Annotated in this window: 22 protein-coding genes; 10 read left to right on the top strand and 12 right to left on the bottom strand. The window is 36.8% G+C overall.

The genetic code is table 11. The features are described 5' to 3' along the window. The first annotated feature begins 57 nt into the window (after positions 1-57). From BMW64_RS12510 to recG, 4 genes are all read left to right on the top strand, one after another. Positions 58-1,812 (top strand): peptide MFS transporter, encoded by a 1,755-nt coding sequence (locus BMW64_RS12510; RefSeq protein ID WP_090000295.1) that lies wholly within the window; start codon positions 58-60, stop codon positions 1,810-1,812. Between the two features lie 140 nt (positions 1,813-1,952). After that, positions 1,953-3,464, top strand: coding sequence for a peptide MFS transporter (locus BMW64_RS12505; RefSeq protein WP_090000294.1), 1,512 nt, complete (start codon positions 1,953-1,955; stop codon positions 3,462-3,464). A gap of 40 nt (positions 3,465-3,504) precedes the next feature. Further along, on the top strand, positions 3,505-4,038 hold the full coding sequence (locus tag BMW64_RS12500) for a thioredoxin family protein (protein WP_090000293.1): 534 nt from the start codon (positions 3,505-3,507) through the stop codon (positions 4,036-4,038). A gap of 74 nt (positions 4,039-4,112) precedes the next feature. Then, positions 4,113-6,197, top strand: coding sequence for an ATP-dependent DNA helicase RecG (recG, locus tag BMW64_RS12495; RefSeq protein WP_090000292.1), 2,085 nt, complete (start codon positions 4,113-4,115; stop codon positions 6,195-6,197). Between the two features lie 507 nt (positions 6,198-6,704). On the opposite strand, the gene BMW64_RS12490 is transcribed toward recG, so the two are convergent. The 4 genes from BMW64_RS12490 to dapA form a co-directional block, all read right to left on the bottom strand. Then, positions 6,705-7,148: a response regulator gene (locus BMW64_RS12490; protein WP_090000291.1), complete on the bottom strand. Its 444-nt coding sequence runs from the start codon at positions 7,146-7,148 to the stop codon at positions 6,705-6,707. Further along, positions 7,145-7,723, bottom strand: coding sequence for a helix-turn-helix domain-containing protein (locus tag BMW64_RS12485; RefSeq protein WP_090000290.1), 579 nt, complete (start codon positions 7,721-7,723; stop codon positions 7,145-7,147). The genes BMW64_RS12490 and BMW64_RS12485 overlap by 4 nt, the downstream gene beginning before the upstream one ends. Positions 7,724-8,012: 289 nt before the next feature. Continuing rightward, complete coding sequence (locus BMW64_RS12480; protein WP_090000289.1) at positions 8,013-8,519, bottom strand: GNAT family N-acetyltransferase; 507 nt, start codon at positions 8,517-8,519, stop codon at positions 8,013-8,015. Between the two features lie 132 nt (positions 8,520-8,651). Next, a complete protein-coding gene (gene dapA / locus BMW64_RS12475; protein ID WP_090000288.1) occupies positions 8,652-9,524 on the bottom strand; it encodes a 4-hydroxy-tetrahydrodipicolinate synthase in 873 nt (290 codons plus the stop codon). A gap of 183 nt (positions 9,525-9,707) precedes the next feature. Here dapA and BMW64_RS12470 point away from each other — a divergent pair, with 183 nt between their 5' ends. Genes BMW64_RS12470 through recO form a run of 4 tightly spaced genes read left to right on the top strand, consistent with a single transcriptional unit; the run spans position 9,708 to position 14,390 of the window. After that, entirely contained in the window at positions 9,708-10,466 is a 759-nt protein-coding gene (locus tag BMW64_RS12470) for a 5'-nucleotidase C-terminal domain-containing protein (RefSeq protein WP_090000287.1), read from the top strand. Continuing rightward, a complete protein-coding gene (locus tag BMW64_RS12465; protein WP_090000286.1) occupies positions 10,466-11,416 on the top strand; it encodes a bifunctional metallophosphatase/5'-nucleotidase in 951 nt (316 codons plus the stop codon). Before BMW64_RS12470 ends, BMW64_RS12465 begins: the two co-directional genes overlap by 1 nt. Before the next feature lie 2 nt (positions 11,417-11,418). Then, entirely contained in the window at positions 11,419-13,704 is a 2,286-nt protein-coding gene (gene porZ, locus BMW64_RS12460; RefSeq protein WP_177175285.1) for a type IX secretion system anionic LPS delivery protein PorZ, read from the top strand. Beyond that, the gene (gene recO / locus BMW64_RS12455) at positions 13,704-14,390 is read left to right on the top strand and encodes a DNA repair protein RecO (protein ID WP_090000285.1); all 687 of its coding nucleotides are present in this window, start codon (positions 13,704-13,706) and stop codon (positions 14,388-14,390) included. Before porZ ends, recO begins: the two co-directional genes overlap by 1 nt. A gap of 231 nt (positions 14,391-14,621) precedes the next feature. On the opposite strand, the gene BMW64_RS12450 is transcribed toward recO, so the two are convergent. Continuing rightward, entirely contained in the window at positions 14,622-17,279 is a 2,658-nt protein-coding gene (locus BMW64_RS12450) for an MGH1-like glycoside hydrolase domain-containing protein (protein WP_090000284.1), read from the bottom strand. A 268-nt stretch (positions 17,280-17,547) separates the two neighbouring features. Here BMW64_RS12450 and BMW64_RS12445 point away from each other — a divergent pair, with 268 nt between their 5' ends. Next, on the top strand, positions 17,548-17,736 hold the full coding sequence (locus tag BMW64_RS12445; RefSeq protein ID WP_090000283.1) for a hypothetical protein: 189 nt from the start codon (positions 17,548-17,550) through the stop codon (positions 17,734-17,736). A gap of 115 nt (positions 17,737-17,851) precedes the next feature. Here the strand turns inward: BMW64_RS12445 and BMW64_RS12440 are convergent, their stop codons facing one another. From BMW64_RS12440 to BMW64_RS12415, 6 genes are all read right to left on the bottom strand, one after another. Next, on the bottom strand, positions 17,852-18,661 hold the full coding sequence (locus BMW64_RS12440) for a glucose 1-dehydrogenase (RefSeq protein ID WP_090000282.1): 810 nt from the start codon (positions 18,659-18,661) through the stop codon (positions 17,852-17,854). A gap of 544 nt (positions 18,662-19,205) precedes the next feature. Then, positions 19,206-19,679: a GNAT family N-acetyltransferase gene (locus BMW64_RS12435; RefSeq protein ID WP_090000281.1), complete on the bottom strand. Its 474-nt coding sequence runs from the start codon at positions 19,677-19,679 to the stop codon at positions 19,206-19,208. A 3-nt stretch (positions 19,680-19,682) separates the two neighbouring features. After that, a complete protein-coding gene (locus BMW64_RS12430; RefSeq protein ID WP_090000280.1) occupies positions 19,683-20,297 on the bottom strand; it encodes a DUF1684 domain-containing protein in 615 nt (204 codons plus the stop codon). A gap of 224 nt (positions 20,298-20,521) precedes the next feature. Next, positions 20,522-20,926 (bottom strand): hypothetical protein, encoded by a 405-nt coding sequence (locus tag BMW64_RS12425; protein WP_090000279.1) that lies wholly within the window; start codon positions 20,924-20,926, stop codon positions 20,522-20,524. A 72-nt stretch (positions 20,927-20,998) separates the two neighbouring features. After that, positions 20,999-22,504, bottom strand: a complete 1,506-nt coding sequence (gene mqo, locus BMW64_RS12420) for a malate dehydrogenase (quinone) (protein WP_090000278.1) — start codon at positions 22,502-22,504, stop codon at positions 20,999-21,001. Positions 22,505-22,735: 231 nt separating this feature from the next. Then, entirely contained in the window at positions 22,736-23,773 is a 1,038-nt protein-coding gene (locus tag BMW64_RS12415) for an NAD(P)H-dependent glycerol-3-phosphate dehydrogenase (RefSeq protein ID WP_090000277.1), read from the bottom strand. 227 nt (positions 23,774-24,000) lie between these two features. On the opposite strand from BMW64_RS12415, the gene BMW64_RS12410 reads away from it, so the two are divergent. Beyond that, positions 24,001-25,002, top strand: coding sequence for a M23 family metallopeptidase (locus BMW64_RS12410; RefSeq protein WP_090000276.1), 1,002 nt, complete (start codon positions 24,001-24,003; stop codon positions 25,000-25,002). Positions 25,003-25,073: 71 nt separating this feature from the next. Here the strand turns inward: BMW64_RS12410 and BMW64_RS12405 are convergent, their stop codons facing one another. Then, a complete protein-coding gene (locus tag BMW64_RS12405; RefSeq protein ID WP_090000275.1) occupies positions 25,074-25,724 on the bottom strand; it encodes an NAD(P)-dependent oxidoreductase in 651 nt (216 codons plus the stop codon). Between the last annotated feature and the right edge of the window lie 2 nt (positions 25,725-25,726).

Genomic DNA, 25,726 nt, shown 5'->3' with positions numbered 1-25,726 from the left:
TGCCGAAAACACAAAAAAAACTATATTTGTCAGTCTTAACAAAAATTAACAATAAATATGGATAATACTGAAGCATTAAGTCCGAAACAGGATGAATTTGTAGAGAATAAAGGTTCCAGACATCCGAAGGGTTTATGGGTTTTATTCGGAACAGAAATGTGGGAGCGTTTCAACTTTTATGGAATGAGAGCACTTTTGACGCTCTTTATGGTAAATTCCTTATTAATAAAAGAAGCTGATGCAGCAATCATCTATGGTGGATTTTTAGCTTTATGTTATCTTACACCACTTCTGGGTGGTTTTATTGCCGATAAATATATCGGTAACAGAAATGCCATCTTGATTGGCGGATCTTTAATGGCTATCGGACAGTTTTTGCTTTTTATCAGTGCTTCTACTTTTTCAGGAAGTATTGACAGTGCAAAAATGTTTATGTGGCTGGCTTTATTCATCATTATTTTCGGGAACGGTTTCTTCAAGCCAAACATTTCCTCCATGGTGGGAAGCCTTTATCCAAAGCAGGAAAAATCAAAATTGGACTCCGCGTTTACCATTTTCTATATGGGAATTAATATCGGGGCATTTTTGGGACAGTTCATCTGCCCATACTTAGGGGATGTGAAGGATGCAACAACGGGAGTGAGAGATATTTTCGCCTTCAAATGGGGATTCCTTGCCGCTTCTATCGCTATGATCGTGGGTACGGTAACTTTCTTTATTCTTAAAAACAAATATGTAGTAACTCCGGAAGGAAGACCAATCGGAGGATTACCAAAACACAATACAAGTGCAGATTTCGAAGAGGGAGAAACACAAACTGCTAAATTCTCAGGAACAGCTTTGGGAATCACGGGAGGATTGTTTGTTATATTATTTTTTGTCTTCAGATATTTACTGGTAGGGGAATTTGGATTCAAAGCGGTAGAAATGGGGCAGTTAATTAAAGGTATTATTTATCCTTTCATCTATGCAGCCGGTATTTCACTCGCATTCCTGATTATGACTTCTGCTGAAAATAAAGTTGAAAGACAAAGAATCTGGGTAATCTACATTGTATCGTTCTTTATTATCTTCTTCTGGGCAGCATTTGAGCAGGCAGGATCTTCATTAACATTTATCGCAGATAACCAGACTGACAGAAATATCTTCGGATGGAATATGCCCCCGTCAATGGTACAAATTTTCAATGGTATTTTCGTTGTTTTATTAGCAGTTCCGTTCAGTTTGATCTGGGATAAATTAAGAGCTAGAGGCAAAGAGCCGGTTTCTCCGATGAAGCAGGCGATGGGTCTTGCATTAATTGCTTTAAGTTATTTCATTATTGCTCATAATGTAAAAGATCTTGGAAACTCTGGCTTATTGGCAATCAAATGGTTAATGCTTTTATACTTCATCCAGACTTGTGGTGAGCTTTGCTTATCTCCAATCGGATTATCATTGGTAGGGAAGCTGGCTCCAAAAAGATTTGCTTCATTATTATACGGAGTATTCTTTATTTCCAATGCAGCAGGATATGCTTTGGCAGGTTCATTGGGAGCTTTGATTCCGGCAACAGGTGATAAATTTTCCAAGGCACAGGAAATCGGAGTAAACCTTCAGGATGTTTTAGATAAAAAAGTAACGTTAACTGCCGATCAGGTGGCTGCTTTTGAAAAAGCTCAATTACCTTTGGAAAACCCTACTTTCGTAGGATTTGAAATCCATAATTTATTTGAATTCTTTATGGTATTCGTTGTATTGTGTGGTATCGCAGCTGTAATTTTAGCTTTAATCTCACCAATTTTAAAGAAAATGATGCACGGTGTAAACTAATGTGTATTAAATAAAATATAAACCAAACCTCTGCTAAGTCGGAGGTTTTTTTTATTTTCGTATGTTCTTGCAATTTGTGACGCATTACGTCCTAAATTGAATGCACAATAATCTCCAATAAAACTTAATCATATATCATTATGAGTTTAACTTTAGACGAAATACAAAATTTTAAAGGAAAATATCCAAGACAGATCTGGAGCCTTTTCTTCTCAGAAATGTGGGAACGTTTCTGTTTCTACGGAATGCGTGGAATGCTTGTGTTTTTTATGATCTCACAACTTAATTTTCATGAAAGAGAAGCCAACCTTCAGTATGGTGCTACCCAGGCTTTCGTGTATGCATTTACATTTGTCGGCGGACTTTTCGCTGATAAAATATTAGGTTTTAGAAAATCTCTTTTCTGGGGCGGACTGTTGATGATTATCGGAAGTTTGATTCTGGCAACAGATCCACACAAATTCTTTTTTCTGGGAATAGCATTTACCGTTGTCGGAACCGGTTTCTTTAAGCCCAATATTTCCTCAATGGTAGGACAACTTTATAAACCTAACGACTCAAGGGCAGATGCAGGATTTTCATTGTTTTATGCTGGAATTAACCTCGGAGCTTTGCTTGGAGGATATCTTTGTATTGCCATTGGAAAAGGTGAAATTTTATCTCATCTGATTCCTGAAGCACTAAGATGGAATATTGCTTTCGGATTAGCTGCGATCGTAATGGTGGTGAGTCTCATTAATTTCATATTTACTCAAAGAAGCCTCGGAACCATCGGCCTTCAGCCGGGACATCCTATGAATGAAGTGAAATCTGCGCCGATTCCCAAATGGTTGGAATATGGCGTTTATATTTTATCACTGATCTTTGTTCCGATCATTATGGTCATGGTTGCTAAAACACAATATACCGATTATTTCATGCTGATTATAGGACCATTGACGTTGATTTATCTGTTTTATGAGATGACAAAAGTAACCCCTGCCGAACGTAATAAACTTTGGGCTGCTTTGATTTTCATTTTATTTTCCATCCTATTCTGGGGAATTTATGAGCAAAGTGGAGGTTCTCTAAGCATTTTTGCAGCAAAAAATTTAAATAATGATCTTTTCGGATTAGATCCGAATGGGGTTAATAATTCTGGTGGTGCGTTTTTCATTATATTCTTGGCTCCTTTGCTCGGACTACTATGGATCTGGCTTAACAAGAGAAAAATTGAGCCCAATACCATTGTAAAGTTCGGATTGGGATTTGTCTTTTTGGGATTAGGATATTATGTCCTGTTTGCAACAAGGATTTTTGTAAACGCTGCTGGAATTACTTCACTTAATTTCTTTACTTTAGCTCTGCTTATCATTACATTAGGTGAATTATGCCTTTCTCCCATCGGTTTATCGATCATGACAAAGCTTTCCACGAAGAATCTTCAGGGAATGATGATGGGAATGTGGTTCCTTGCTTCAGCTTATGGACAGTATGTTGCCGGAATTATTGGCGCGGGACTGGCAGATGCGAAAGAAGGCACATCCAATTACGATGCTTTTATCACTTATACTGATGGATATAAACAATTGGGACTGTATGCGGTAATTGCCGGAGTAGTCTTAATTTTGATTTCTCCTTTTGTGAAAAAATTAATGCAGGAGGTAAGATAGAAATAGGTAATTATGCTTATTTTTACATAAATATCAAATCATGAAGAAAATTATAAGCATAATTTGTCTTTTCGTAATCATTCTGAATTTCGCGCAGGTAAAATGGATGACTATTGAACAAGCCTTACAGGCGCAAAAAGAAAATCCGAAAAAAATACTGATCGATTTCTATGCAGATTGGTGCGGTCCCTGTAAGATCATGGATAAAAAGACGTACGGAAATCCCATCATTGCGGATATACTGAATGAAAATTATTATGCTGTAAAATTTAATGCAGAAGAAAAAAATACGGTTCATATTTTTGGAAGAAAATTCTCAAACGCAAATACAGAGCACAAAAAAGGTCGAAACTCTTTACATGAATTCACTCAGTATATGAATGTAGGAGCTGTACCAAGTACGGTATTTCTCGATGAAAAAGGCGGTCCCATTACCATCCTTCAGGGTGAATTGTCCGCAAAAGAGCTGGAACCTTACCTGGAATTCATTTCAAAAGATATCTTTAAAAAAATCCGGAACAGAGAACAGTGGGAGGACTATCAGACAAAATTTAAATCTAAAATAAAAGATTAAACAAATACAAGGCTTTCAGATTTGAAAGTCTTTTTTAATTTCTAATTTTTCCCGAAATTCGTGGCTGCTAAAAAATGACTTTAGAAACTTCCATAGAATACGTAAAAGGTGTAGGACCGGAAAAAGCCAAGCTCATCAGAAATGTGTTGGGAATATCCACCGTTGAAGATTTTCTGAATTTTTTCCCGATCCGCTATCTGGATAAAAGCAAAGTCCATAAAATTTCACAGCTACATGAGGTCAGTACCGATGTTCAGTTGAAGGGAAAAATAACCAGTATACAGGAAGTGCAAACCGGAAAAACAAAAAGACTTTCCGCAAAGTTCAATGATGATACTGGAACAATGGATCTTGTATGGTTTCAGTATTCAAAGTGGATGAAAGAACAACTTCCGGTGAATCAGGAAATTTTCATATTTGGAAAGATCAACGTCTTTAACAATCAGTTTTCTATGCCGCATCCGGAAATAGAAGTCGAGGAGAAAAAAGATAATGACAATCGTCTGAGACCTATTTATCCAAGCTCAGAAAAACTGACCAAAAGAGGCTTAAATCAAAAGTTTTTTCAGAATGTTCTGAAGAATATCTGCAAGGAAATCCCCAATCTTATTCAGGAAAATTTCCCGGAATATCTAATGAAAGCCTTTAAATTTTTATCCAGGCAGCATACTTATCTCAATATCCATTTCCCAAAAGATATGGAGCATTTTAAAAAAGCAGATTACCGATTAAAATTTGAGGAATCTTTCTTTTTCCAATTGGGTTATGGTTTAAAAAAGCTTCATCATAAAAGTCATACTGCCGGAAATCCCTTTCCTATTGTCGGCGATTATTTTAATGATTTTTATACCAATCACCTTCCGTTTGATCTTACCGGCGCTCAAAAAAGGGTACTGAAGGAAATCCGTCAGGATATGAGGCGTCCGATCCAAATGAACAGGCTCCTTCAGGGAGACGTAGGTTCCGGCAAAACAATGGTTGCTTTGCTCACCATGTTGATTGCAAAAGACAATGGTTTTCAAAGCTGTATCATGGCACCTACCGAAATACTTGCTCAACAGCACTTTAACGGAATTAAAGAACTTTTAGAAAACACTGAAGTTAGCGTCAGACTGTTAACAGGGTCTACAAAAAAGTCTGATCGTAAAATTATTCATGAAGAACTTGAGAATGGTGAGCTTTCCATATTGGTGGGAACCCATGCTGTCCTCGAAGATAAAGTGAAATTTAAAAATCTTGGTTTGGCGATTATTGATGAACAGCACAGATTTGGAGTTGCCCAGAGGGCCAAATTGTGGGCGAAAAATAAAATCCCCCCTCATATTCTGGTGATGACTGCCACTCCTATTCCCAGGACACTGGCGATGAGCTTTTATTCTGATCTTGATGTTTCTGTCATTGATGAAATGCCTGTGGGTAGAAAACCTATCGTAACGGCTCACAGAAGGGAAAAAGACAGGGCTTATGTGTACAATTTCTGTCGTGAAGAAATCCAGAAAGGAAGACAGGTATATTTCGTTTATCCACTAATTGAAGAATCCGAAACCCTCGATTATAAAAATTTAATGACCGGATTGGAAAATGTGATGGACAATTTCTCCAACTACAACGTCACAATGCTTCACGGGCAAATGCGACCTGAAGAAAAAGATGCGGCAATGAGTTATTTTGCTTCAGGAAAAGCTGAGATTATGGTAGCCACAACTGTGATTGAAGTGGGCGTTAATGTTCCCAATGCTTCCGTAATGGTGATTGAAAGTGCAGAAAGATTCGGTCTGTCGCAGCTTCATCAGCTACGGGGACGTGTCGGGCGTGGTGCGGAGCAAAGCTACTGTATCCTGATGACTTCAGATAAATTGTCAAGTGACAGCAGAACCCGTATCAAAACTATGGTGGAGACAAATGATGGTTTTAAAATTTCAGAAGTAGATATGCAGCTTCGTGGTCCCGGAGATATATTGGGTACCCAGCAAAGTGGCGTAGTTGATTTTAAAAGACTTGATCTGGTAAATGATTCCGCTATCATTAAAATCACTAAAAATACGGTAGAAAAAATCCTGGAATCTGATCCATTATTGTCCAGACCTGATCATCAGATTATAAAAAACTATTATCTGAGGTACTATAAAGGCAAAAACAAATGGAGTAAAATTTCATAAAAAAACCGCGAAAAGAATTTAATCTTTACGCGGTCCCCCTTATAAAACTGTTATTTGAAGAAATTACTTTACTTGTTTTTCAGCTTAATACTTTGTGATGTGGTGTGTTGTTAATATGTGTAAATAATGTGGTGTTCAGCTTAAAAAAAGTAAAAACAAAATGAATTATGTTTCCAATTGCTTATTTATAAAAACTAACTTGGCATGCTAAAGAATAAATTAAATCTCTATTCTTTAACTTTCGAGTTTTCATGATTGTACCGTTTTGTTTAAAGATCTTCTGCGCTTATCATTGGAAATGTATATAATTCATTTTGTTTAACTAACATTGTGATTTATATAATTTAGTTTATCTTGAATCGGTTATATCCAATCAGCTCATCCAGAATTTCATTGACCTGATAAAATAACTCAGATTTTATTTTAATTCTTATCACCTTTTTGTGAAGATTGGTTTACAAATATAGAACTTTAATTCTAATCCCAAAATAATTCGGGTACTTTTTTTCACACTTTCATGATAAAATTATTTTTATTCAGTCCCGCAGTATGATATTGCCAGGTAACAGACATTATATCTGACACACTTTTCTTCATATCTTTATAATTATCAGGCATTTTCATCACAACATTTGCACCCGTTACAAAGATTTCCTCTTCTTGTTCAGCTGACAGGTTTTCGGAATAAATAATGGTAATCATATGATCAAATCTGCGATCAGCCCTAATTTCAGATAAAAAATTCAAACAGTTTTTTCCCGGAATGTGATAATTCATAAACAGAACCTCCGGAACTAAAATATTGTGCTGAAGATAATCTAATAAACTATTCGAGCTACTGAAAGTTTTAATTTTAGAATGAATCTTCAAATCCCGCAATATTTTCTCTAAAAGTATAAGCTTCCCTTCATCATCGTCCGCTAAAAAGATATTAAGGTACTCTTTATTCATATGACTTGAGAATATTGATGACCATATTGCTGGACTTTCCTTCTCATTGCAACAATTTTTTGAAACTGGGAAGGAGTGATACCTGTTGTATTTTTAAACTGCGTGCTCAGATGTGCAACGCTGGAGTAATTCAGCTTTTGGGCAATTTCTGTAAGATTTTGTTTGCTGTTAATGATCAGGTCCTTGGCGTACTCTATCTTTTGAATAATGATAAAATTTTCTATCGAAGTATTTGCAACCTCAGAAAAAAGGGTCGAAAGATAACCGTAACTATGATTAAGCCTTTCCGCTATGTAGATTGAAGCCTTCACTGGAATAATGTCATCAGATCCAACAAGTTCTGAGATGGCATCTTTTATTTTCTGAACTAATGCAGTTTTTTGACTTTCAATAATTTCTATTCCGTAATCCTCAAGGTTTTCCTTAAAAGCCTTGCATTGTTCGTCGGTAAGAGATTCATACAACTCTACTTCTCCAAAGTTGAGGACTCTGTATTTTATCCCCTGGTCCTTAAGTTTTTCCTCCAATACCTTCCTGCAAAGCGTATTGAAATCGAATTTTACATACATTTTCATCCCTATTTTATGTATTTAATGTTAATGGTAAATATAATATTTTTATATCAATTACAGGTGATATAAAATAAAAATAGTATTCTTTACATGTGAATAAAAAAATTCCTGCATTAATACTACAGGAATTTAAACACTAAGGATGAAAAAAAATATACTGATAAAAGCTAAAATCCAGCTTAAAATCAAGCATATAAATATTGTTACATGTGATTTGGTTCTTTCACAAAGATGAAAAAAATAAATACATCACATTTTATAGAATTACAATAAAATATTACAAAATTTTAAGTCATATCCATGTGATATAAAATTCCATTTCATAATCATCCATTATAAACCCTTCTCCAATATCTACAACTACCTCATTATAAACACAAAAGCCTTGAGATTCGTAAAATTTTCTTGCTTTATTTTCTTTATTTACATTCAGAATTATCCTTGCATCCAAACTTTTTGCTACTTTTTCTTTTAAAAAGTCAAGTGCCATTTTACCAATTCTTTTTCCTTTGCTTTCCGGTATAAGATAAATTCTGTGGAGTTTTGTAGTTTTTTCTTCGTAGCCATGCTGATAACCTAAAAAACCATCGAATGAACTATTAACTTCATCAAAAATCAGATAATAATGATAGTCCGGATTCTGTAAATGATTTCCGATCTCTTTCTCAGAATACATCGTATTTAGCATATATTCTATTTGTTCCGGTGACAGTATTTCTGCGTATGCATGCATCCAGGATCTTCTCGCAAGATCCTGAATAACTGGAATATCTTTTTCTGTTGCTTTTATAAATTTCATGATCTTAAATTATGATTAAAAAAGGTGAAAAGACTTTGCCTTTTCACCCGTTATAAGTTGTCATTGTTCGTTTAAATAAATCGTTATTTAAATTGCAAATGATATTCACAATTAAATTATTGGCACATGACCTTAAATATTTGCCATTTCAGCTTTAATTTTTGCATATAATCCTTCTGATGCGGGAACTAAAGGAAGTCTCAAATAATTTTTAATAATTCCTTTTTCAGTTAGAATAACTTTAATTCCGCACGGATTTCCTTCTGCAAAGATCAGTCTTGTAATTTCAACCAGTTTGTTATGAATTTCATAAGCTTCTTTTACTTTTCCTTCAAAAGCCAGCTGAACCATTGTTGAAAATTCTTTAGGATATGCCTGGGCAATTACGGAAATCACCCCATTTCCGCCCGCAAACGTTACCGGAAGTGTAAATTCATCATCTCCTGAAACCAGATTGAATCCTTCAGGTTTCTTTCTTAGAATATCAAAATACTGTAAAATATTTGGTGCAGCCTCTTTAATTAAAAACAAATTCGCAAATTCTTTTGCCAGACGTAAAGTTGTTTCAGCTTCAATATTTTGTCCGGTTCTTGACGGAACATTGTAAATAATAATATTTTTTCCTGTGGAAGCCAACGCTTTATAATGCTGATAAAGACCTTCCTGATTAGGTTTATTATAATAAGGAGAAACAGAAAGTACCGCATCAAATGCAGAAAGATCTGCCTCTTCAATCTGTTTTTTAACTTCAAGAGTATTGTTGCCCCCGATTCCTAAAACCAATGGCAGGCGTTTATTATTAACCTTAATGATATGCTCAATCACCTGTTTCTTCTCTTCAGCAGAAAGCGTTGCAGCCTCGGCTGTAGTTCCCAAAACAACTAAATAATTGGTTCCGTTTTCGATGTTGTATTCAACTAATTTTGTTAAACTTTCAAAATCTACGGATAAATCTTCATTAAAGGGCGTCACCAACGCAACACCTACTCCTTTTAAAATGCTCATCTGTTAGAATAATTTTTTCCAAATTTAATAATTTACCCTAAGAATTTGTTATAAATAATAATGTTTTATTATACATATAATTATATTTGCATATACTAAAAGATATTATGGATTGCTATGTCCGAAAATTGTTTTTTATAAAAACATGCCGGTATAAAGTTTCATGATAATAATTTGATGCATATGAAAAATAAATTCTTGTTATTAGGAATTGCTCTGACTGCTCTTTCTGCCTGCAAAACAGCTTCACCGCTGCAGGTAGCGGATGTACAGACCCAGAAAAATATTTCTATTAATAATGAGCTGAAAAATGATGAGGAGTTTGTAAAAGTTATTGAACCCTATAAACAGAAACTGGATAAAGAAATGAACCAGAAGATCTCACATACAAATGTAGATCTTACCAAACAGGGAGATAACAGTAATCTGGGTAATCTTTTAGCTGACTATACATTTGACGGAGCTGATACATGGGCAAAAACAAATCTTAAAAAAGAAGTTGATGCTGCTTTGATCAATATCGAAGGAATACGAACAACCATTGGAAAAGGAGATATTTTGCTGAACAGCGTTTTTGAGGTGATGCCTTTCGAAAATGAGATAATCATTGTAAAAATGAAAGGAACAGATTTACAGGGACTTTTTGATTATTATGCAAAAACTCAGGTAAATAATCCTGTTTCTCATTTGTATATTGAAATCAATAATGGACACGTAACTAAAGCTTTGATCAATGGAAAAACAATCAATCCGGATCAGGAATATTACATTGCCACGTCAGATTATCTGGCTTTGGGTGGTGACAATATGAAGTTTTTTTTGAAGGGAGAAATGATTCATACAGGAATCAAAATGAGAGATCTTTTTATAGATTATTTTAAGAGATCTCCAGAAGTAAATCCTAGTACAGATATTCGTTTAAATTTTATTGGTAAAAAGTAATGGATAGAAAAAGTTTTTTAAAAGCAATAGGTGGCGGAACTCTGGCAATGGCTTTAGCTCCCAATATGATGATGGCGGAAGAACTAAAGATTTTCGATCTGAAATCCGCAAACAAACTTACCATTCTCCATACCAATGATCAGCACAGCAGAATAGAACCTTTTGATGCAAGCTATACCAAAAATCCCAATCAGGGAGGGTTTGCAAGACGGGCAAGCCTGATTCAGCAGATCAGAAATCAGGAAAGTAATGTTCTGCTTCTTGATTCAGGGGATATCTTTCAGGGCACTCCTTATTTTAATTTTTTTGGAGGTGAGCTGGAATTTAAATTAATGTCCATGATGAAATATGACGCCTCAACCATGGGAAATCATGATTTTGATAATGGTCTTGACGGATTCTTAAAAGTGTTGCCAAACGCTCAGTTTCCATTTATCTGTTCAAATTATGATTTTAAAAATACCGTTCTAGACGGAAAAACTTCACCCTATAAAATCTTTAATAAAAACGGAATTAAGGTAGGAATTTTTGGGGTAGGCATTCAGCTTGACGGGCTGGTAGGAAAAAAACAATATGGAGAAACGGTGTATTTAGATCCTGTAGATGTTGCTCAGCATTATTCTAACTTCCTTAAAAACGAACAGAAATGTGATCTTGTGATCTGTCTTTCTCATATCGGATACGATTACAAAGATGAACCTGACAAAATAAACGATAAAATCTTAGCCGCTAAAACAGAAAATATAGATATCATTCTGGGTGGCCATACCCATACTTTTTTGCCTGAACCTCAGACTTTCACCAACAGACAAGGCAAAAATGTTCTTGTAAATCAGGTAGGATGGGCAGGTCTTCTGTTAGGCAGAATAGATTTTTTCTTTGATTCCAATAAAAATGTAAAACATATTGCCTGGAATAATCAGGTGATAGACAGCAGCATAATAGCATAAGTATGAAAAAACTCTCTTTAATTTCTCTTGGTGTTTTAGCATCCCTGCAAATGGCAAATGCACAAACTATTTCTTCAAAAAAATGGGCTGACCTTTTTTCTTATAACAATGTCACCGCCATGAAAGAAGATAATGGAAAAATAGTTGCAGCCGCAGAAAACGGGATATTTTATTATACAATTTCATCAGGTGAAATTACCAAGCTGTCTAAAGCAAACGGTTTGCATGAGGTTAAAATTTCAGCATTTGATTACAATCCACAGAACAAGATTGCCCTTATCGGGTATCAGAATGGTTCGCTGGATGTAATTACTCCGGATGGTGTCACTTATGTTGTAGATATTCCTATTGCAACGGGATATAATGGAAGTAAAAAAATTAATCACATCTCGATAACTGGAGACCTTGCCGTAATTTCTGTAGGTTATGGAGTTTCTATTTTTGATTTAAAGAAAAAAGAATTCAAAGATTCGGCTTTCTTCTTAACAGGAGGAATCTATGAAGCGAGCAACGAAGCAACTATTTTCGGAAATAAAGTATATTCGGTTACAAATACAGGGCTGAAAAGCCATGAAATGAACACCACATTTCCTGTTTTTTCAACATGGAATACAGAGATGGCAGGATCTTTCAGGCATATTGATTCGGAAGGAGTTTTAAGTTTTTCGTCAGCAACAACGGCATATCTTTACAGCGGCGGGGTTTCATCTCCTCTATCCCAGACTTTCGGTAATGTAAGAGATGTTGTTGTAAACAGTAATAATATTGTTGTAACAGATGTTAACAGAGTTTATACATTTAATACTAACGGAAACTTTACTAATACTGTCAGTTTCGGCGAAGAATGTAATACGGCAACAACTGTCGGAGGCAGCGTGTATGGCGGAACCGTTTTATCCGGAATAAAGAACGAAAGTAGTAATTCCTTCAAGCCAGATGGCCCTTACTTTAATTATGCTTATAAAATGAGTCTGTATGGTGATAATCAAATTCTGGTATCTACGGGAGGAAGAGAAGGAAGATTTAATACCGGCATTAACAATCCGAAAAATCCGGGCTTCTATTATTTCAATGGGATGGAGTGGATCTATCCTTCATATTTCATAGGAAGTACAACTTGGTTCAACATTTTGGATGTGGTTTCAGACCCGGCAAGTCCGGATGACGTTTTCTTTACAAATTATGTAACATCTCCGGAACGTGGTATTTATAAAATGAAATATAATGCCAGCAGCAAAGATTTTACTTTCACCAAAAATTATAACCTGGGAACCACCGACAGTTTTACAAGACGACCGGTAGGCCTAACTTTTGACGATTCCAACAATCTTTTTGCAACAATTGCTTTTTCGGGAGAAGGATCGGCACAAGGCCCTTTTACAGCAATTGGTGCTTACGACAGAGCAACCGATGATTTTCTCATAAAAAATACCACCTCAAGTTTTGGTGCCGCACAAAAGCCTTTGTTTTATGAAGGTTTATTATGGATACCAATTCCGAGGGTTAATAGTTTTATTGCTTATGATGCAAAAAAAACAGTAAACACGTCTGACGATACAGCTTATATTTTAAATCAATCCAATGGTTTTGCAACAAATTCAGGAGGAACAATTTCTGTAGCTCTCGACAAATCAGGAGATGCATGGATCGGTGGAGATATGGGATTAAGAATTTTATCGGATGCTGTTTCAGCTGTTAAAACACCTGCTACTGCGACCGTAGAACCAATCATTATCGAACAAAACGGCTTGGGAGAAGAGCTTTTCAGAGATTCTCAGATTTTGCAGATTGAAGTAGACGCAGGGGATCATAAATGGGTTTCTGTAGACGGCGGCGGTGTTTATTATTTATCTGCTGACGGACAACAGACGGTAAAGCATTTTACGAAAGAAAACTCTCCTCTTCCTACCAATAGCATTACAGATATTAAAGTAGATAAAAAAACAGGAAAGGTATATTTTGCATCTTATGACGGAATTGTAACTTATCAGGGAGATGTCGCCGATGTAGGATCAGGTTTCGGAAACGTGCTTGTTTACCCGAATCCTGTTGTATATTCCAATTTTAAAGGGAAAGTGACCATCAAAGGGCTGGCAGAAGTAACGAATATCAGAATTGCTGATGCTGCGGGTAATGTAGTGCATTCTGCAGTAGCAAGAGGTGGATATTATGAATGGGATCTTAATAATCAGAGAGGGACAAGAGTGGCTTCCGGTGTATATTTTGTCCTGATGACTAATGAAGACGGCTCCGACAAAGCAACAGCAAAGATTGCGGTAGTTAATTAATGAATTCACAGAACGGATTTTTATTATCATATATCAAATACGGTGAAAACGATGCAGTTCTGCATTGTTTTACAGAAGATGAGGGCTTTCAGTCTTATTTTTTAAAGGGGATCTATACCCGGAAAAATAAAAAAAAGGCATTGCTTCTGCCATTAAGTAAACTTAATTTTTCCCTACTTCCGGCAAGAGGAAATGGGATACAGACCATTTCTAAATTTGAAATGATAAAAAGCAACGATATCTATTCAGACATCCGATGTAATTCTGTTGTATTTTTCGTTTCAGATTTTTTAAATCAAAATCTAAAGCACGAGAATAAAAACCATCATATTTTCTTCTGTCTGGAAGAATTCATTGATGAACTGGAAAACCAGAATTACCAGTCACATCTGATTTTTTTGATTAAAGTTTTAAAAATTCAGGGCGTTGCACCTTTATTAAATGATGGAAAATTCCTGGATCCTGAAACAGGAACCTTTTCATTTGAGATCATGCATCAGATTTTTACTGAAGAAATTTCCGTGATATGGCAAACGCTTTTGTCTTCAGAAAATCCTTATCAGATAAAAATTCCTTCCGCATTCCGGAAAGACTTCCTGGATAGTCTCTTGGTCTATTATCATTATCATATTACCGATTTCAGAATCCCTGCATCGCTTGAAGTAATACAGCAGATATTTGAATAAAAGTGTAAGAGCCTGTTTAAATTTATAAATTATTTTTAACATTAAGAAATTAAGAGCCTTTAGCTTAAAAAACTTAGTAAAAATCAATTTATTGATTCGTTATGGGAAGTCTAACTCACTAAAATTCTTAATGTTAAATTAAAGAATAAACAAAGTTTATTTAATTAAAGAAATTAAGAAAAAACTATAAAAATTTAAGCAGGCTCTAAGACGGGCATTAAAATATGGGTTTTACGATTTTGTCTCTCCCGGCATCTCTGTTTCAGACTCTGCAATTTTCTTTTTAGAAAATCTTGGCATCAGGATCTTTGCAATGAGGCCTGTCCATCCGGTTTGATGTGATGCTCCTACTCCACGGCCATTGTCACCGTGGAAATATTCATAAAATAAGATGTAATCTTTAAAATCAGGATCAGTCTGAAATCTAGGATATTGTCCGTTAAAAGGTCGATTTCCATTTTCATCCTTTAAAAATATCTTTGCTAGCCTTTTGCTCAGCGCATCAGCAATCTGATCCAAACTTGAATAATTCCCGCTTCCGGTAGGATATTCAACCAGAAAATCGGGGCTATAGTAAAAGAAAAAGCGCTGTAGACTTTCAATAATTAAAAAATTAACCGGAAACCATATTGGTCCCCTCCAATTGCTGTTTCCACCGAACATATGGCTGTCACTTTCGGCAGGAGTATATTTTACTGTATAATCTGTACCATCCAGATTGATGTTGAATGGATTTTTTTCATATTCTTTGGAGAGTGCACGAACCCCAAACTCACTGAGAAATTCATCAGTATTGAGCATTCTGTTAAGCAGTCTTTTCAAACGGTGGCCACGCAGAAGTGACAGAAGATGTTTGGATTCTTCACCTTTCACTTCCCAATGCGATACAAGAGCGGCAAGCTGAGGTTTATTATCCAGCACCCATTGCATTCTTTTCTTAAAATTAGGCAGTCTCTCGATCATTTCATCATCAATCACCTCTACGGCAAACATCGGGATAAGACCAACAATCGTTCGCATTTTTAAGTACATATGATTACCATCTCCCAGGGAAAGCGCATCATAAAAGAATTCGTCCTGTTCGTCCCAGAGGCTGAAGCATTCGTCGCCCATATTATCCAGCGAGTTGGCGATTGCGAGGAAATGTTCGAAGAATTTTATAGCCATTTCTTCGTAAATAGGATTGTATAAAGCGAGCTCCAGGGCAATTCTCATCATATTCAGGGCAAACATGGCCATCCAGCTGGTACCATCCGATTGTTCGAGATGCTCACCATTAGGGAGCTCAGTATTACGATCAAATACCCCAATATTATCAAGTCCTAAAAAGCCTCCCTCGAAAATATTGTTGCCGTTATTGTCTTTTTTATTGACCCACCAGGTGAAGTTCATGAGTAATTTCTGGAATGCGCTTTCCAGAAACTGGATATCCGGCTTATCTTTCAGGTATTCGTCAATTTTAAACACTCTGAAGACCGCCCATGCATGGACTGGCGGATTAACATCATTGAAATTCCATTCGTAGGCCGGCAGTTGGCCGTTGGGATGCATATACCATTCAAAAAGAAATAATTTCAGCTGATGTTTTGCAAAATCAGGATCGATCAGGGAAAAGCTTATTGTGTGGAAAGCCAGATCCCATGTTGCATACCAGGGATATTCCCATTTATCAGGCATGGAAATAATATGTTCATTGTTGAGGTGCTTCCACTGGAAATTACGGATTTTCTCACGCGACTTTGGCGGCGGAGCTTCTGAGGGATCTCCTTTCAGCCACTTTTCTACGTTGTAATGATAAAACATTTTGCTCCACAACATCCCGGCAAAAGCCTGCCGCTGTATCATTTTTTCGTCTTCAGACTCAATTCCTTTCTGGATCTCTTCATAAAATTCGTCAGCTTCCTTTTTTCTGTTATTAAATATTGTGTCAAAATTTTTAAATGGCTGGGACAGTTCCTTATCAGTAAGTCGGAATTCAAAAGTTTTGGCTTCCTTTGGAGTAAAGTTTTCATCAATCACAAATGCGGCTTTGGTTCCGGTGTGATTCGGATTGACGGAATGTGAATTTCCGTTTATTATAAAATCATTGATTCCGTCTTTGCTGTAACGGGTTTCATTGGCACACTGATAAAGCTTCTCATTATTGGTTTCATTATCACAGAAAAGAACTTTTTGGGAGTTTTTTGCATATAGGTTTTTAATTTGTACATCCTGATGATTAATTTTTATGGAATCCGGTTCATCGGAAGTCAGCTGTGGAAGATAATCATCATATCCCCATCGCCATGTGTTCCTGAACCATAATGTCGGAAGGATAACCAATGGTGCTTCGCTCTCAGATTTATTAATAATGGTCAGCCGGATCAGAATATCGTTTGCATCGACCTTTGCGTATTCGATGAATATATCGAAATATTTATTATTGTCGAAAATTCCGGTATCAATTAGTTCGTATTCTGGTTCCTGCTTGCTTCTTCTCGCGTTTGTCTGGATGAGATCTTCATACGGAAATGCCTTCTGAGGATATTTGTAGAGCATTTTCATATAAGAATGCGTAGGCGTAGAATCGAGGTAATAATAATATTCTTTTACATCTTCACCGTGATTTCCCTGTCCATTGGTAAGGCCAAAGAAGCGCTCTTTTATCATTTTATCTTTTTTGTTCCAGAATCCTACCGAGAATACCAGTTTCTGAACATCATCACATATTCCGCAGATGCCTTCTTCTCCCCAGCGGTATGTTTTGGCTTCGGCTCCATCATGGGTGGTATAGTTCCACGCATCACCATCGGCACTGTAATCTTCACGTACCAATCCCCATTCCCGGTTACTGACGTAAGGACCCCATTTTTTCCAGGCAATATCGGAGAGTCTTTCTTTTTCTTTCATGCTTTTATAAATGATGATTGATAAATGATAGTTGATGGTCTAAATTACAAACCTCTTTCGAGAAATGTATAGTTTTTAAGTTATAAGTTTAAAAAATAAATCTTCATTGATTCTGTCATTCTGAATGAAACGAAGTGGAATGAAGAATCTCAACATACAATAGATTCTTCCTTCGGCGGAATGACAAATAAAACAATTATTTCTTAATCACAAGCCTCTTTCGAGAAATTGTGTAGTTTTTAAAAGTTATAAGGCTTAAAAATAAATTATGCCTGTCATTCTGAATGAAACGAAGTGGAATGAAGAATCTCAACATACAATAGATGCTTCCTTCGTCAGAATGAAAAATAAAACAATTATCTTCGACATCCTTTTAATTGACAGTAAAACGAATTCACTTTTCACAATTGACTATTTATCGCTGACTTCAAATGTCTGCCATTTCTATTTTGTCTAAAATGCGCCCCGGATTGAACGGCCTGTCTGAGCTCTTTTTGGTTTTCGGCGGCGGCTTCGCCGCCGCCGAAAACCAAAAAAGCGAGTAGTGAAAGCCGGAAATGTGCGCCCAAATATTAGCCACCAGAAGCAAAACTTTCGAAAGTGGTCATTCCACCGTCTACAAAAATGCTTGCTCCGGAGATGTAGTCGGAAAAATCACTGGCCAGGAACACGGCGAGGTTTCCGATATCTTCCGGTTTTCCGATCCTGTTATAGGGGATAAGAGTCATCAGGGAATGTAAAGCCTGTGGAGTATCCCAGGCGTCTTTATTGATCGGGGTTTTGATGGCACCCGGACAAATGGAATTGACACGAATCTTATCGGGCCCGTATTCTTGGGCGAGCGTCTGCATCAGCATACGGATGGCCCCTTTACTGGCTGCATAGTTGGCATGTCCCGCCCATGGAATAACCTCGTGAACCGAGCTGATATGAATGATTTTCCCGCAGGCTACGGATCTTGAAGGATCAACGCCACGTCGAAGAAATTCTTTGATGGCTTCCCGCGCACAGAGGAACTGACCAGTAAGATTGATATCGATTACGGTATTCCACTGTTCCAACGTCATTTCCGTAAATTTTGCATCTTTCTGAACACCGGCATTATTAACAAGAATATCCACTGTACCGAATTGTGAAATAACATCCTGGAACATGCTGATGACCTGATCTTCCTTTGAAACATCGCATTGATAGGTAATACCTTTTCCGCCTGCATCGGTGATTTGTTTTAAAACGGCTTTTGCCTCATCGGTTGAGCGTTCAGATGAATGATTAACGATTACGATCGCACCGGCTGCGGCAAGTGATTTTGCGATTCCTGAACCTATTCCGCTTGAGGCTCCGGTAACAATGGCAACCTGATTATTGAGAGAAATTTCCATGCTTTATTATTTGATGTTATTCGGATACTGCTGAAAGGATCACGCCAAACACGAAAATTTTCACTTAAAAAATTCTTAAAGTTGCAGGGATAAAGACAATTAGCTGTTGGTTTTTGCTTCTTTGTATATGATTAAAGCTGTTTTGCAAATGATTAAAACCGTTCTGCATATGATTAAAGTGATTTTCATAGGATAATGGCTTACTTCACATGGTTAAAGCGAATTTGCACATGGTTAAAACCGTTCTGCATACGATTAAAGTTAATTTTCATAGGGTAATGGCTTACTTCACATGATTAAAGTGAATTTGCAGATGGTTAAAACCGTTTTGCATATGATTAAAATTGATTTTCATAGGTTAATGGCTTACTTCACATGATTAAAGTGAATTTGCACATGGTCAAAACCGTTCTGCATATGATTAAAGTTGATTTTCATAGGATAATGGCTTACTTCACATGATTAAAGCGAATTTGCACATGGTTAAAGCAGTTTCTATATAATTAAAAGCTTACTTCACCAGGAGCAAACTTTCTTTTCTATCTTATAACTTTTTAGACATGAGATATTGCGGTCCGCTTCTTCCTATTCTGGTTTTTCCTTCGTATTGATAACCGACTGCGAGATAAAGCCGGTAGGCGGAAATATTGTTCTGGTTAACGGCAAGAACGATCTCATCACAATCTTTGAAATTTTCCCTAACGAAATCATCAACCTGAACCATTGCTGCTTTTCCGATTCCTTTTCCCTGTCGTTTGGAATTTATAGAAAATGACCGCAATAACATAGAATTGTGATTGTCCGTTAATTCCAGTTTATCATTCCCGAAATCCAGCACAAAAAAACCTGCAGGCTCATCATTTTCAAAAATAGTGATCGGAAAGGCAAGGGTATCCTTGCGTTCTTCAATTCTTTTTAATGCCTGCTCTGCAGTTGCCGTATATTGTAACTGATTTTCATCCAGAGTGTAGCTCACCTCGGGAAAATCTTTCTGTTCAAAAAACTTTAATTTTACCATATTTTAATGATGATAGATGTCTTCATACATTACTCCGGCGCGGATCTCAGTCGAAAGCCTGTTTTCTTCTGGAACTACCGGACAGTTGTAATCGTAAGCATTATATGCACAATACGGCTGGTAAGATTTGTTGAAATCCAGAATGATCGAGTTTCCTTTTGGGATCTTTAAATCCATATACTTTCCGCCGCCATAGGTTTCTTTTCCGTTGGTCAAATCACGGAACGGCAGAAACAGATAATCTCTGTACTTTTTTTGTTTGATTAAATCTAAACTTTGATAAAGGATTAAAGTATATGTTTGTCCGTCAAGTTCAAAGGTTGCCTTCCCATATTCTCTGTAAGATTTTGTTTTTCCGGAAGAGGTTGGCAGATCAAAAGGTTCTGCATTTTCCGTTTTAGTAAATTTTGCAGTTACCCTGTATTTTAAATCAATCGGAAAGAAGGGATGCTGTTTGAAATTGTTGAAATTATCTCCACGCAAAGGTGTTTCTTTCGGATTGAGATATTCTGCATTCAGTTCCTGCTGGAATTTTTTTATTTCAGATTCTTCTCTGGAAGTCTTTTGTGAAAAAACCAGAACAGGCAAAAGTAAGAGTATGAATAAATAGTTTTTCATGATAAAATATTTTTAACCATTAAAAAAATACCTGCAACAAAAAGATCAACAAACCTCAATCTTAACCTTTCTTTGAACACAAAGTCCACAAGGTTTTCTATATGCTTACTGCTTCAAGTTCACAAAGCCGTTACACTTATAAGAGAGCGCAGAGATCTTCTACAATATCGTCAGGCTGAAGTTATAGGATCTTCACAATCTTAGTCTTTATCTTAGCCTCAACCTTATACATACGATTCTGAAATCTTCACCCGGTAAATATCAGAAGAATTTCTTTTGATCGATTCTACGAAAAATCCGCCTTCTTCGGGGATTACTTCTTTCAAATCAAAACTTTTGCAATCTTTCGGCAGTCCTGAAAAAATCAAAGTAAACCAGAAATCACGCATAAATGGCACCGGCGTCCAGTTGGGATAAATGGTAATATTTTCCGCATGAATCAGCCTGCTTTTATGATCCGACTGGTTATCGAACAAATACGTGGAATGCCATATCCTGATAAGGTTTCCTAGAAATGGTGACGCCGGAAAACAACAATGCACGATGACCTGCTGTTCTTCCTGCACATCAGTCTGAAGCGATTCAAGTAATTCTTTAACGATAACAGGTTTGACAATGGTTTCTGACATATTCTTATGGTGAATAGTGAAAATAGTCAATAGTCAATTTTAAATTCACAACTGACCATTGACTATTCATTTTTAATATTCGAGTTCTAATTTTTCTTTAGTATAATTTCTCATCTTTTCGGTAAGCTCTGGATTGTCCGCCAATTTTTGTCCGTAAGAAGGTATCATTTCCATCAGCTTATCTTTCCATTCTCCGTGCAGTTTTTCAGGGAAACATTTTTCAAGGACATTCAGCATGGCATAAACTGCTGTTGATGCTCCCGGTGAAGCTCCCAATAAGGAGGCAATGGTTCCTTTTTTATTGACCACTACTTCGGTTCCGAATTCCAGTTTTCCACCATTTTTTTCGTCTTTTTTAATGATCTGAACTCTTTGTCCTGCTACTTTAAGTTCCCAATCTTCTTCTTTGGCATCTTTAATAAATTCTCTCAAATGCTGAATTCTCTGAGCTTTGGTCATCGCTACCTGCTGAATAAGGTATTTCGTTAAAGGAATATTGTGCCACCATGCTCCGAAAAGAGATCGTATATTTTTTGTATTCACACTTTCAGGAAGATCCAGATAACTTCCCTCTTTCAGGAACTTTGTTGAAAATCCTGCAAAAGGTCCGAAAAGCAAAGCTTTTTCACCATCGATAATTCTGAGGTCAAGGTGAGGAACTGACATTGGTGGAGCGTCTACGGTTGCCTGAGTATATACTTTTGCCTGATGTTTCTCCACCAGCTCCTGATTATGACTTACCAGCCATTCTCCCGACACAGGAAATCCTCCGTATCCCTCGCTTTCTTTAATATCCGAGCTGTCCAGCAACGGCAGTGCATATCCTCCGGCACCTATGAATACAAAATCAGCTTCCACTTCCTGCTTATGGTTGTGTATCCTGTCCTTTACTTTCATTTCCCAGGTTCCGTCTTCTTTAGGATCTATATCTTTTACCTCATGATAAAGGAAAACCTCAACATTGGAATCTTCCAGCAAATGTCTTCCCATTTTTCTGGTAAGCGTTCCGAAGTTGACATCCGTTCCCAGATCCATTTTGGTTGCTGCCATCACTTCCGAAGCATTTCTTTTTCTCATGATGAGCGGAATCCATTCCTGCAGTTTTCCGTGATCTGTTGAAAATTCCATTCCTTTGAACAAGACTGATTCCGACATTTTCTGATGGCGTTTTTTAAGATATTCAGCATCTTTTTCACCAAATACCAGACTCATGTGCGGACATGAATTGATAAAATCCTTTGGCCTTTGAATGTATCCTTTGGTGATCAGGTAAGACCAAAACTGTTTTGAAATTTCAAATTGTTCAGCTATACTTTCTGCTTTTGAAATATCGATGGTCCCATCTGGTTTTTCGGGAGTATAGTTAAGCTCACAAAACGCTGAATGACCTGTTCCTGCATTATTCCAGGCTGCCGTGCTTTCTTTGGCAAACCTTCCCAGTCTTTCGAAGATGGCGATCTCAAGGTTGGGATCAAATTCATGTAATAATGTAGCTAACGTGGCACTCATAATTCCGCCACCTATGAGAACAACGTCGTATTTTGGTTTCGGCGTTCTGTTTGTAAGCGATTGTGACATAATTTAAATTTTATTATATCAAAGTTCGTGAAAAGTTCTTAAAATAAAGGGCTGTTTATGGATATTTAACATCATTTTTGAAGCAGGTTAAGATTGAGGTTGAGGTTTAGGTTGAGATTAATGAGGAGGAAACTGCATTTCTTGGTACGATGCTAAAAGAACAAGCATGATATCAGTAAATAATCTCAAATTATTTGCGATGATATCATGCTGGGCTTTATGTAATAGGGATTAATTCAATTTCGTTGTCAGTTTCTTGAACTGTTTTTCAGCATTTTTCCCCTCGTAAAGGATCCCATAAATCGTATCAACAATTGGAAGTTTCAGCCCTTTATCTTTAGATGTTTTATAAATAGAATCTGCTGCATAATATCCTTCTGCAATCATATTCATCGACTGGATCGCTGATTTTACAGTATATCCTTTTCCGATAAGGTTTCCTAGATTTCTGTTTCTTGAGAATAAGGAATAAGCCGTTACAAGTAAATCTCCCAGATATGCGCTTTCGTTAACATCTCTTGGTGCTTCATAGATGGCTTCCAGGAAGGTTTCCATTTCACGGATGGCATTGGAAACAAATACTGCGGTAAAGTTGTCCCCATATCCTAACCCGCTTGCAATACCCGCACCTATCGCAAAAATATTTTTAAGAATTGCGCTGTACTCATTTCCCAGAATATCTTTACTGGAATGAACTTTAATAAAATCGGAGTTGAAGATATCCAATAGTTTCGCAGAAACCTCATCTTCTACCGTTGCCAGCGTAAGATAAGAAAGTCTTTCCATCGCAACTTCTTCCGCATGACATGGCCCGGCAATAACGGCCTGATTGCGGAAACCTATTTTAAATTCGTCTCTTAAATAGTGTGCTACGACATCATTTACCTTAGGAATGATTCCCTTAATGGCGGAAACAAAAACTTTATCTTTATAATCACAAGTCATTTTATCCAGGGTATCAGATAGATAGATCGAAGGCGTCGCCAAAACGATGGTATCACAGGAAGAAACAAGCTCGTTGATATCAGTAGTAAGCTTTAGATTTTTAAGGTTAAAATTGACCGCAGTAAGATACGTCGGATTGTGCCCTCTTTGTTCAATAGCTCCTTTTACATATTCGTTTCTTACGCACCAATGCACGACTTTGCAGTTTTCAACCAGCATTTTTACGATAGCCGTTGCAAAACTTCCGCTTCCTACTACCCCAACGGCGACGTCATTTTTGCTTTTTTTTGGATTCGATTCTGTATTCGTTTTCTTTTTAGCCATAATAGAAATGTGAACTGCAAATATATTAAAACAAAGAAAGATGAGACCTTTTCATTACATGATAAAAGCTATTTTATTTTAAAATTAATATATCAGGACAATTAAATATTTAATTATACGTTAATTATAGAAATATTTATTTTTTTGCTAAACATAAGTACCAAAGTTTAATTTTAATTAAATTTGCAGGCTTAAAATCGTTTTGTAATTATACTAAGAGAAGAAAAATGAAAAAATTTCTAAGCAGCAAAAAGAACGTAAATGTACTTTTGGGAGTCCTTTTACTTATTGTTTTTGCGCAAGGCATCTTCATTGCAAAGTTATATTCTGAAAAAGACGACAGGAACTATGAAGTAAACCTTGTAAAAATAAACACTGAAAAAGACAGTGTGGATTACTTAAAAATGAAGACCGATCTTGAATTGGTAGATCAGACCGTAACACAGCTTAATTCTTTCCTGAGATCTAAAGATGTTCCGAATGTAAAGCTGGCCGTTCTCAGCAAGGACAGTATCTCAAACTCTATTTATCTTGCCAAGCAGGCTAACCGATATAGCCAGTACCTGATGGATATTCAGAAAAAGCTTCTTCAGGTTCCTTTGGGAATGCCGACAGAAGGCTATATTTCTTCTAATTTCGGTGTCAGAAAAAATCCTATTCCTTTTAAAACCGTTTTTGCTTCGGTGAAAACCAATACGGGAAAACCTGCGGCAGTAGCTGTTGCTCCTGAAGTGAAGGCTGAACCTGTTGAGAAAATCATTGAAGTCACTGACAGCTATGGTGAAAAAAGACAGGTGAAAGTGATGGTAACACCAAAAGCCAATCCTAGTCCTGCTGCACAAGGCTCTTCTAATGCAACCGCCGCCGCAAATTCAAACCAGACAGAGAAAAACAATGCGCCTGCAGAAGCTGATCAGATGCAGTTTCATAAAGGATTGGATATTGCAGTTCCTTTTGGATCTGATGTGATGGCCACAGCTGCGGGAACCGTGATATTCTCCGGCCAAAAAGGAGGCTATGGAAATTGTGTGATAGTTTCTCACGGAAATGGACTGGCAACACTTTACGGGCATCTTTCACAGCTTGTTGCTAAAGTAAATGATAAGGTAAAAGTAGGACAGGTGATCGCAAAATCAGGAAATTCCGGTCGCTCTACAGGGCCTCACCTCCATTATGAGGTGCATAAAAATAACAGCCCGGTCAATCCGAAGCTGTTCATGAATCTTTAATTTATGATTAATTGTATTGATATGAATTTCGGCGGCACCTTTGGTGCCGCCGAAATTTTTTATTTTTAAAATTAATAAGCCGCAGTAAAACGTTCTCTGATGTGATTGTTTTGCTCTAGCTCATCGACAAGCACTACGGCAACGTCTTCAACAGAAAGAACGCTTCTTCCGTTTTCATCAAATACAGGATTCTCCAGGGCTGTTCTGTATTTTCCGGTTCTTATTCCGGCTGTTCCCTGATGCATTTCAATAGCAGGGCTGAAGAAAGTCCAGTCAAGCGTATTATTTTCTTTGATTTTATTTAAATAGTCTCTTGCCGCCGTTGCACCAGGTTTGATCTCTGCAGGGAAATCAGGACCATCAACCAGCTGTTTTCCATCTATATACAAACTTCCTGCTCCACCTACGGTAATGAATCTTTTTACGCCTGATTTTTCAACAGCTTTTTCAATGTTGACAGAACCGTTCAGGAAATCATCATATAAATTAGGATTTGTCCAGCCGGCATTGAATGTATTTATTACGGCATCATTACCTTTCAGAGCTTCTGCCAACTCATCCACATTATTTACATCAACACTTTTTGCTGTTACCTTTTCATTTTGCTGAACTTTTGAAGCATCTCTGGCAATAGCTTCTACTTCATAACCTCTGTTTGACAATTCATTCACAACCTGTGTGCCTACAAATCCTGTAGCGCCAATTACTGCTACTTTTTTCATAA

Origin of the sequence: Chryseobacterium taichungense (assembly GCF_900109935.1) — a bacterium.
Taxonomy (GTDB): Bacteria; Bacteroidota; Bacteroidia; order Flavobacteriales; family Weeksellaceae; genus Chryseobacterium; species Chryseobacterium taichungense.
Note: the sequence above shows the minus strand (reverse complement) of the source record. Positions and strands in the feature narration are given on the sequence as shown.

What these genes read in the sequence shown, in the direction of transcription:
- BMW64_RS12405 (WP_090000275.1), bottom strand. Translation starts at nt 25,724, where the DNA reads ATGAAAAAAGTAGCAGTAATTGGCGCTACAGGATTTGTAGGCACACAG.
- BMW64_RS12440 (WP_090000282.1), bottom strand. Translation starts at nt 18,661, where the DNA reads ATGGAAATTTCTCTCAATAATCAGGTTGCCATTGTTACCGGAGCCTCA.
- BMW64_RS12500 (WP_090000293.1), top strand. Translation starts at nt 3,505, where the DNA reads ATGAAGAAAATTATAAGCATAATTTGTCTTTTCGTAATCATTCTGAAT.
- BMW64_RS12425 (WP_090000279.1), bottom strand. Translation starts at nt 20,926, where the DNA reads ATGTCAGAAACCATTGTCAAACCTGTTATCGTTAAAGAATTACTTGAA.
- BMW64_RS12470 (WP_090000287.1), top strand. Translation starts at nt 9,708, where the DNA reads ATGAAAAATAAATTCTTGTTATTAGGAATTGCTCTGACTGCTCTTTCT.
- BMW64_RS12450 (WP_090000284.1), bottom strand. Translation starts at nt 17,279, where the DNA reads ATGAAAGAAAAAGAAAGACTCTCCGATATTGCCTGGAAAAAATGGGGT.
- BMW64_RS12480 (WP_090000289.1), bottom strand. Translation starts at nt 8,519, where the DNA reads ATGAAATTTATAAAAGCAACAGAAAAAGATATTCCAGTTATTCAGGAT.
- BMW64_RS12505 (WP_090000294.1), top strand. Translation starts at nt 1,953, where the DNA reads ATGAGTTTAACTTTAGACGAAATACAAAATTTTAAAGGAAAATATCCA.
- recG (WP_090000292.1), top strand. Translation starts at nt 4,113, where the DNA reads ATGACTTTAGAAACTTCCATAGAATACGTAAAAGGTGTAGGACCGGAA.
- dapA (WP_090000288.1), bottom strand. Translation starts at nt 9,524, where the DNA reads ATGAGCATTTTAAAAGGAGTAGGTGTTGCGTTGGTGACGCCCTTTAAT.
- BMW64_RS12445 (WP_090000283.1), top strand. Translation starts at nt 17,548, where the DNA reads ATGCCTGTCATTCTGAATGAAACGAAGTGGAATGAAGAATCTCAACAT.
- recO (WP_090000285.1), top strand. Translation starts at nt 13,704, where the DNA reads ATGAATTCACAGAACGGATTTTTATTATCATATATCAAATACGGTGAA.
- mqo (WP_090000278.1), bottom strand. Translation starts at nt 22,504, where the DNA reads ATGTCACAATCGCTTACAAACAGAACGCCGAAACCAAAATACGACGTT.
- BMW64_RS12430 (WP_090000280.1), bottom strand. Translation starts at nt 20,297, where the DNA reads ATGAAAAACTATTTATTCATACTCTTACTTTTGCCTGTTCTGGTTTTT.
- BMW64_RS12410 (WP_090000276.1), top strand. Translation starts at nt 24,001, where the DNA reads ATGAAAAAATTTCTAAGCAGCAAAAAGAACGTAAATGTACTTTTGGGA.
- BMW64_RS12415 (WP_090000277.1), bottom strand. Translation starts at nt 23,773, where the DNA reads ATGGCTAAAAAGAAAACGAATACAGAATCGAATCCAAAAAAAAGCAAA.
- BMW64_RS12490 (WP_090000291.1), bottom strand. Translation starts at nt 7,148, where the DNA reads ATGAATAAAGAGTACCTTAATATCTTTTTAGCGGACGATGATGAAGGG.
- BMW64_RS12465 (WP_090000286.1), top strand. Translation starts at nt 10,466, where the DNA reads ATGGATAGAAAAAGTTTTTTAAAAGCAATAGGTGGCGGAACTCTGGCA.
- BMW64_RS12510 (WP_090000295.1), top strand. Translation starts at nt 58, where the DNA reads ATGGATAATACTGAAGCATTAAGTCCGAAACAGGATGAATTTGTAGAG.
- porZ (WP_177175285.1), top strand. Translation starts at nt 11,419, where the DNA reads ATGAAAAAACTCTCTTTAATTTCTCTTGGTGTTTTAGCATCCCTGCAA.
- BMW64_RS12435 (WP_090000281.1), bottom strand. Translation starts at nt 19,679, where the DNA reads ATGGTAAAATTAAAGTTTTTTGAACAGAAAGATTTTCCCGAGGTGAGC.
- BMW64_RS12485 (WP_090000290.1), bottom strand. Translation starts at nt 7,723, where the DNA reads ATGAAAATGTATGTAAAATTCGATTTCAATACGCTTTGCAGGAAGGTA.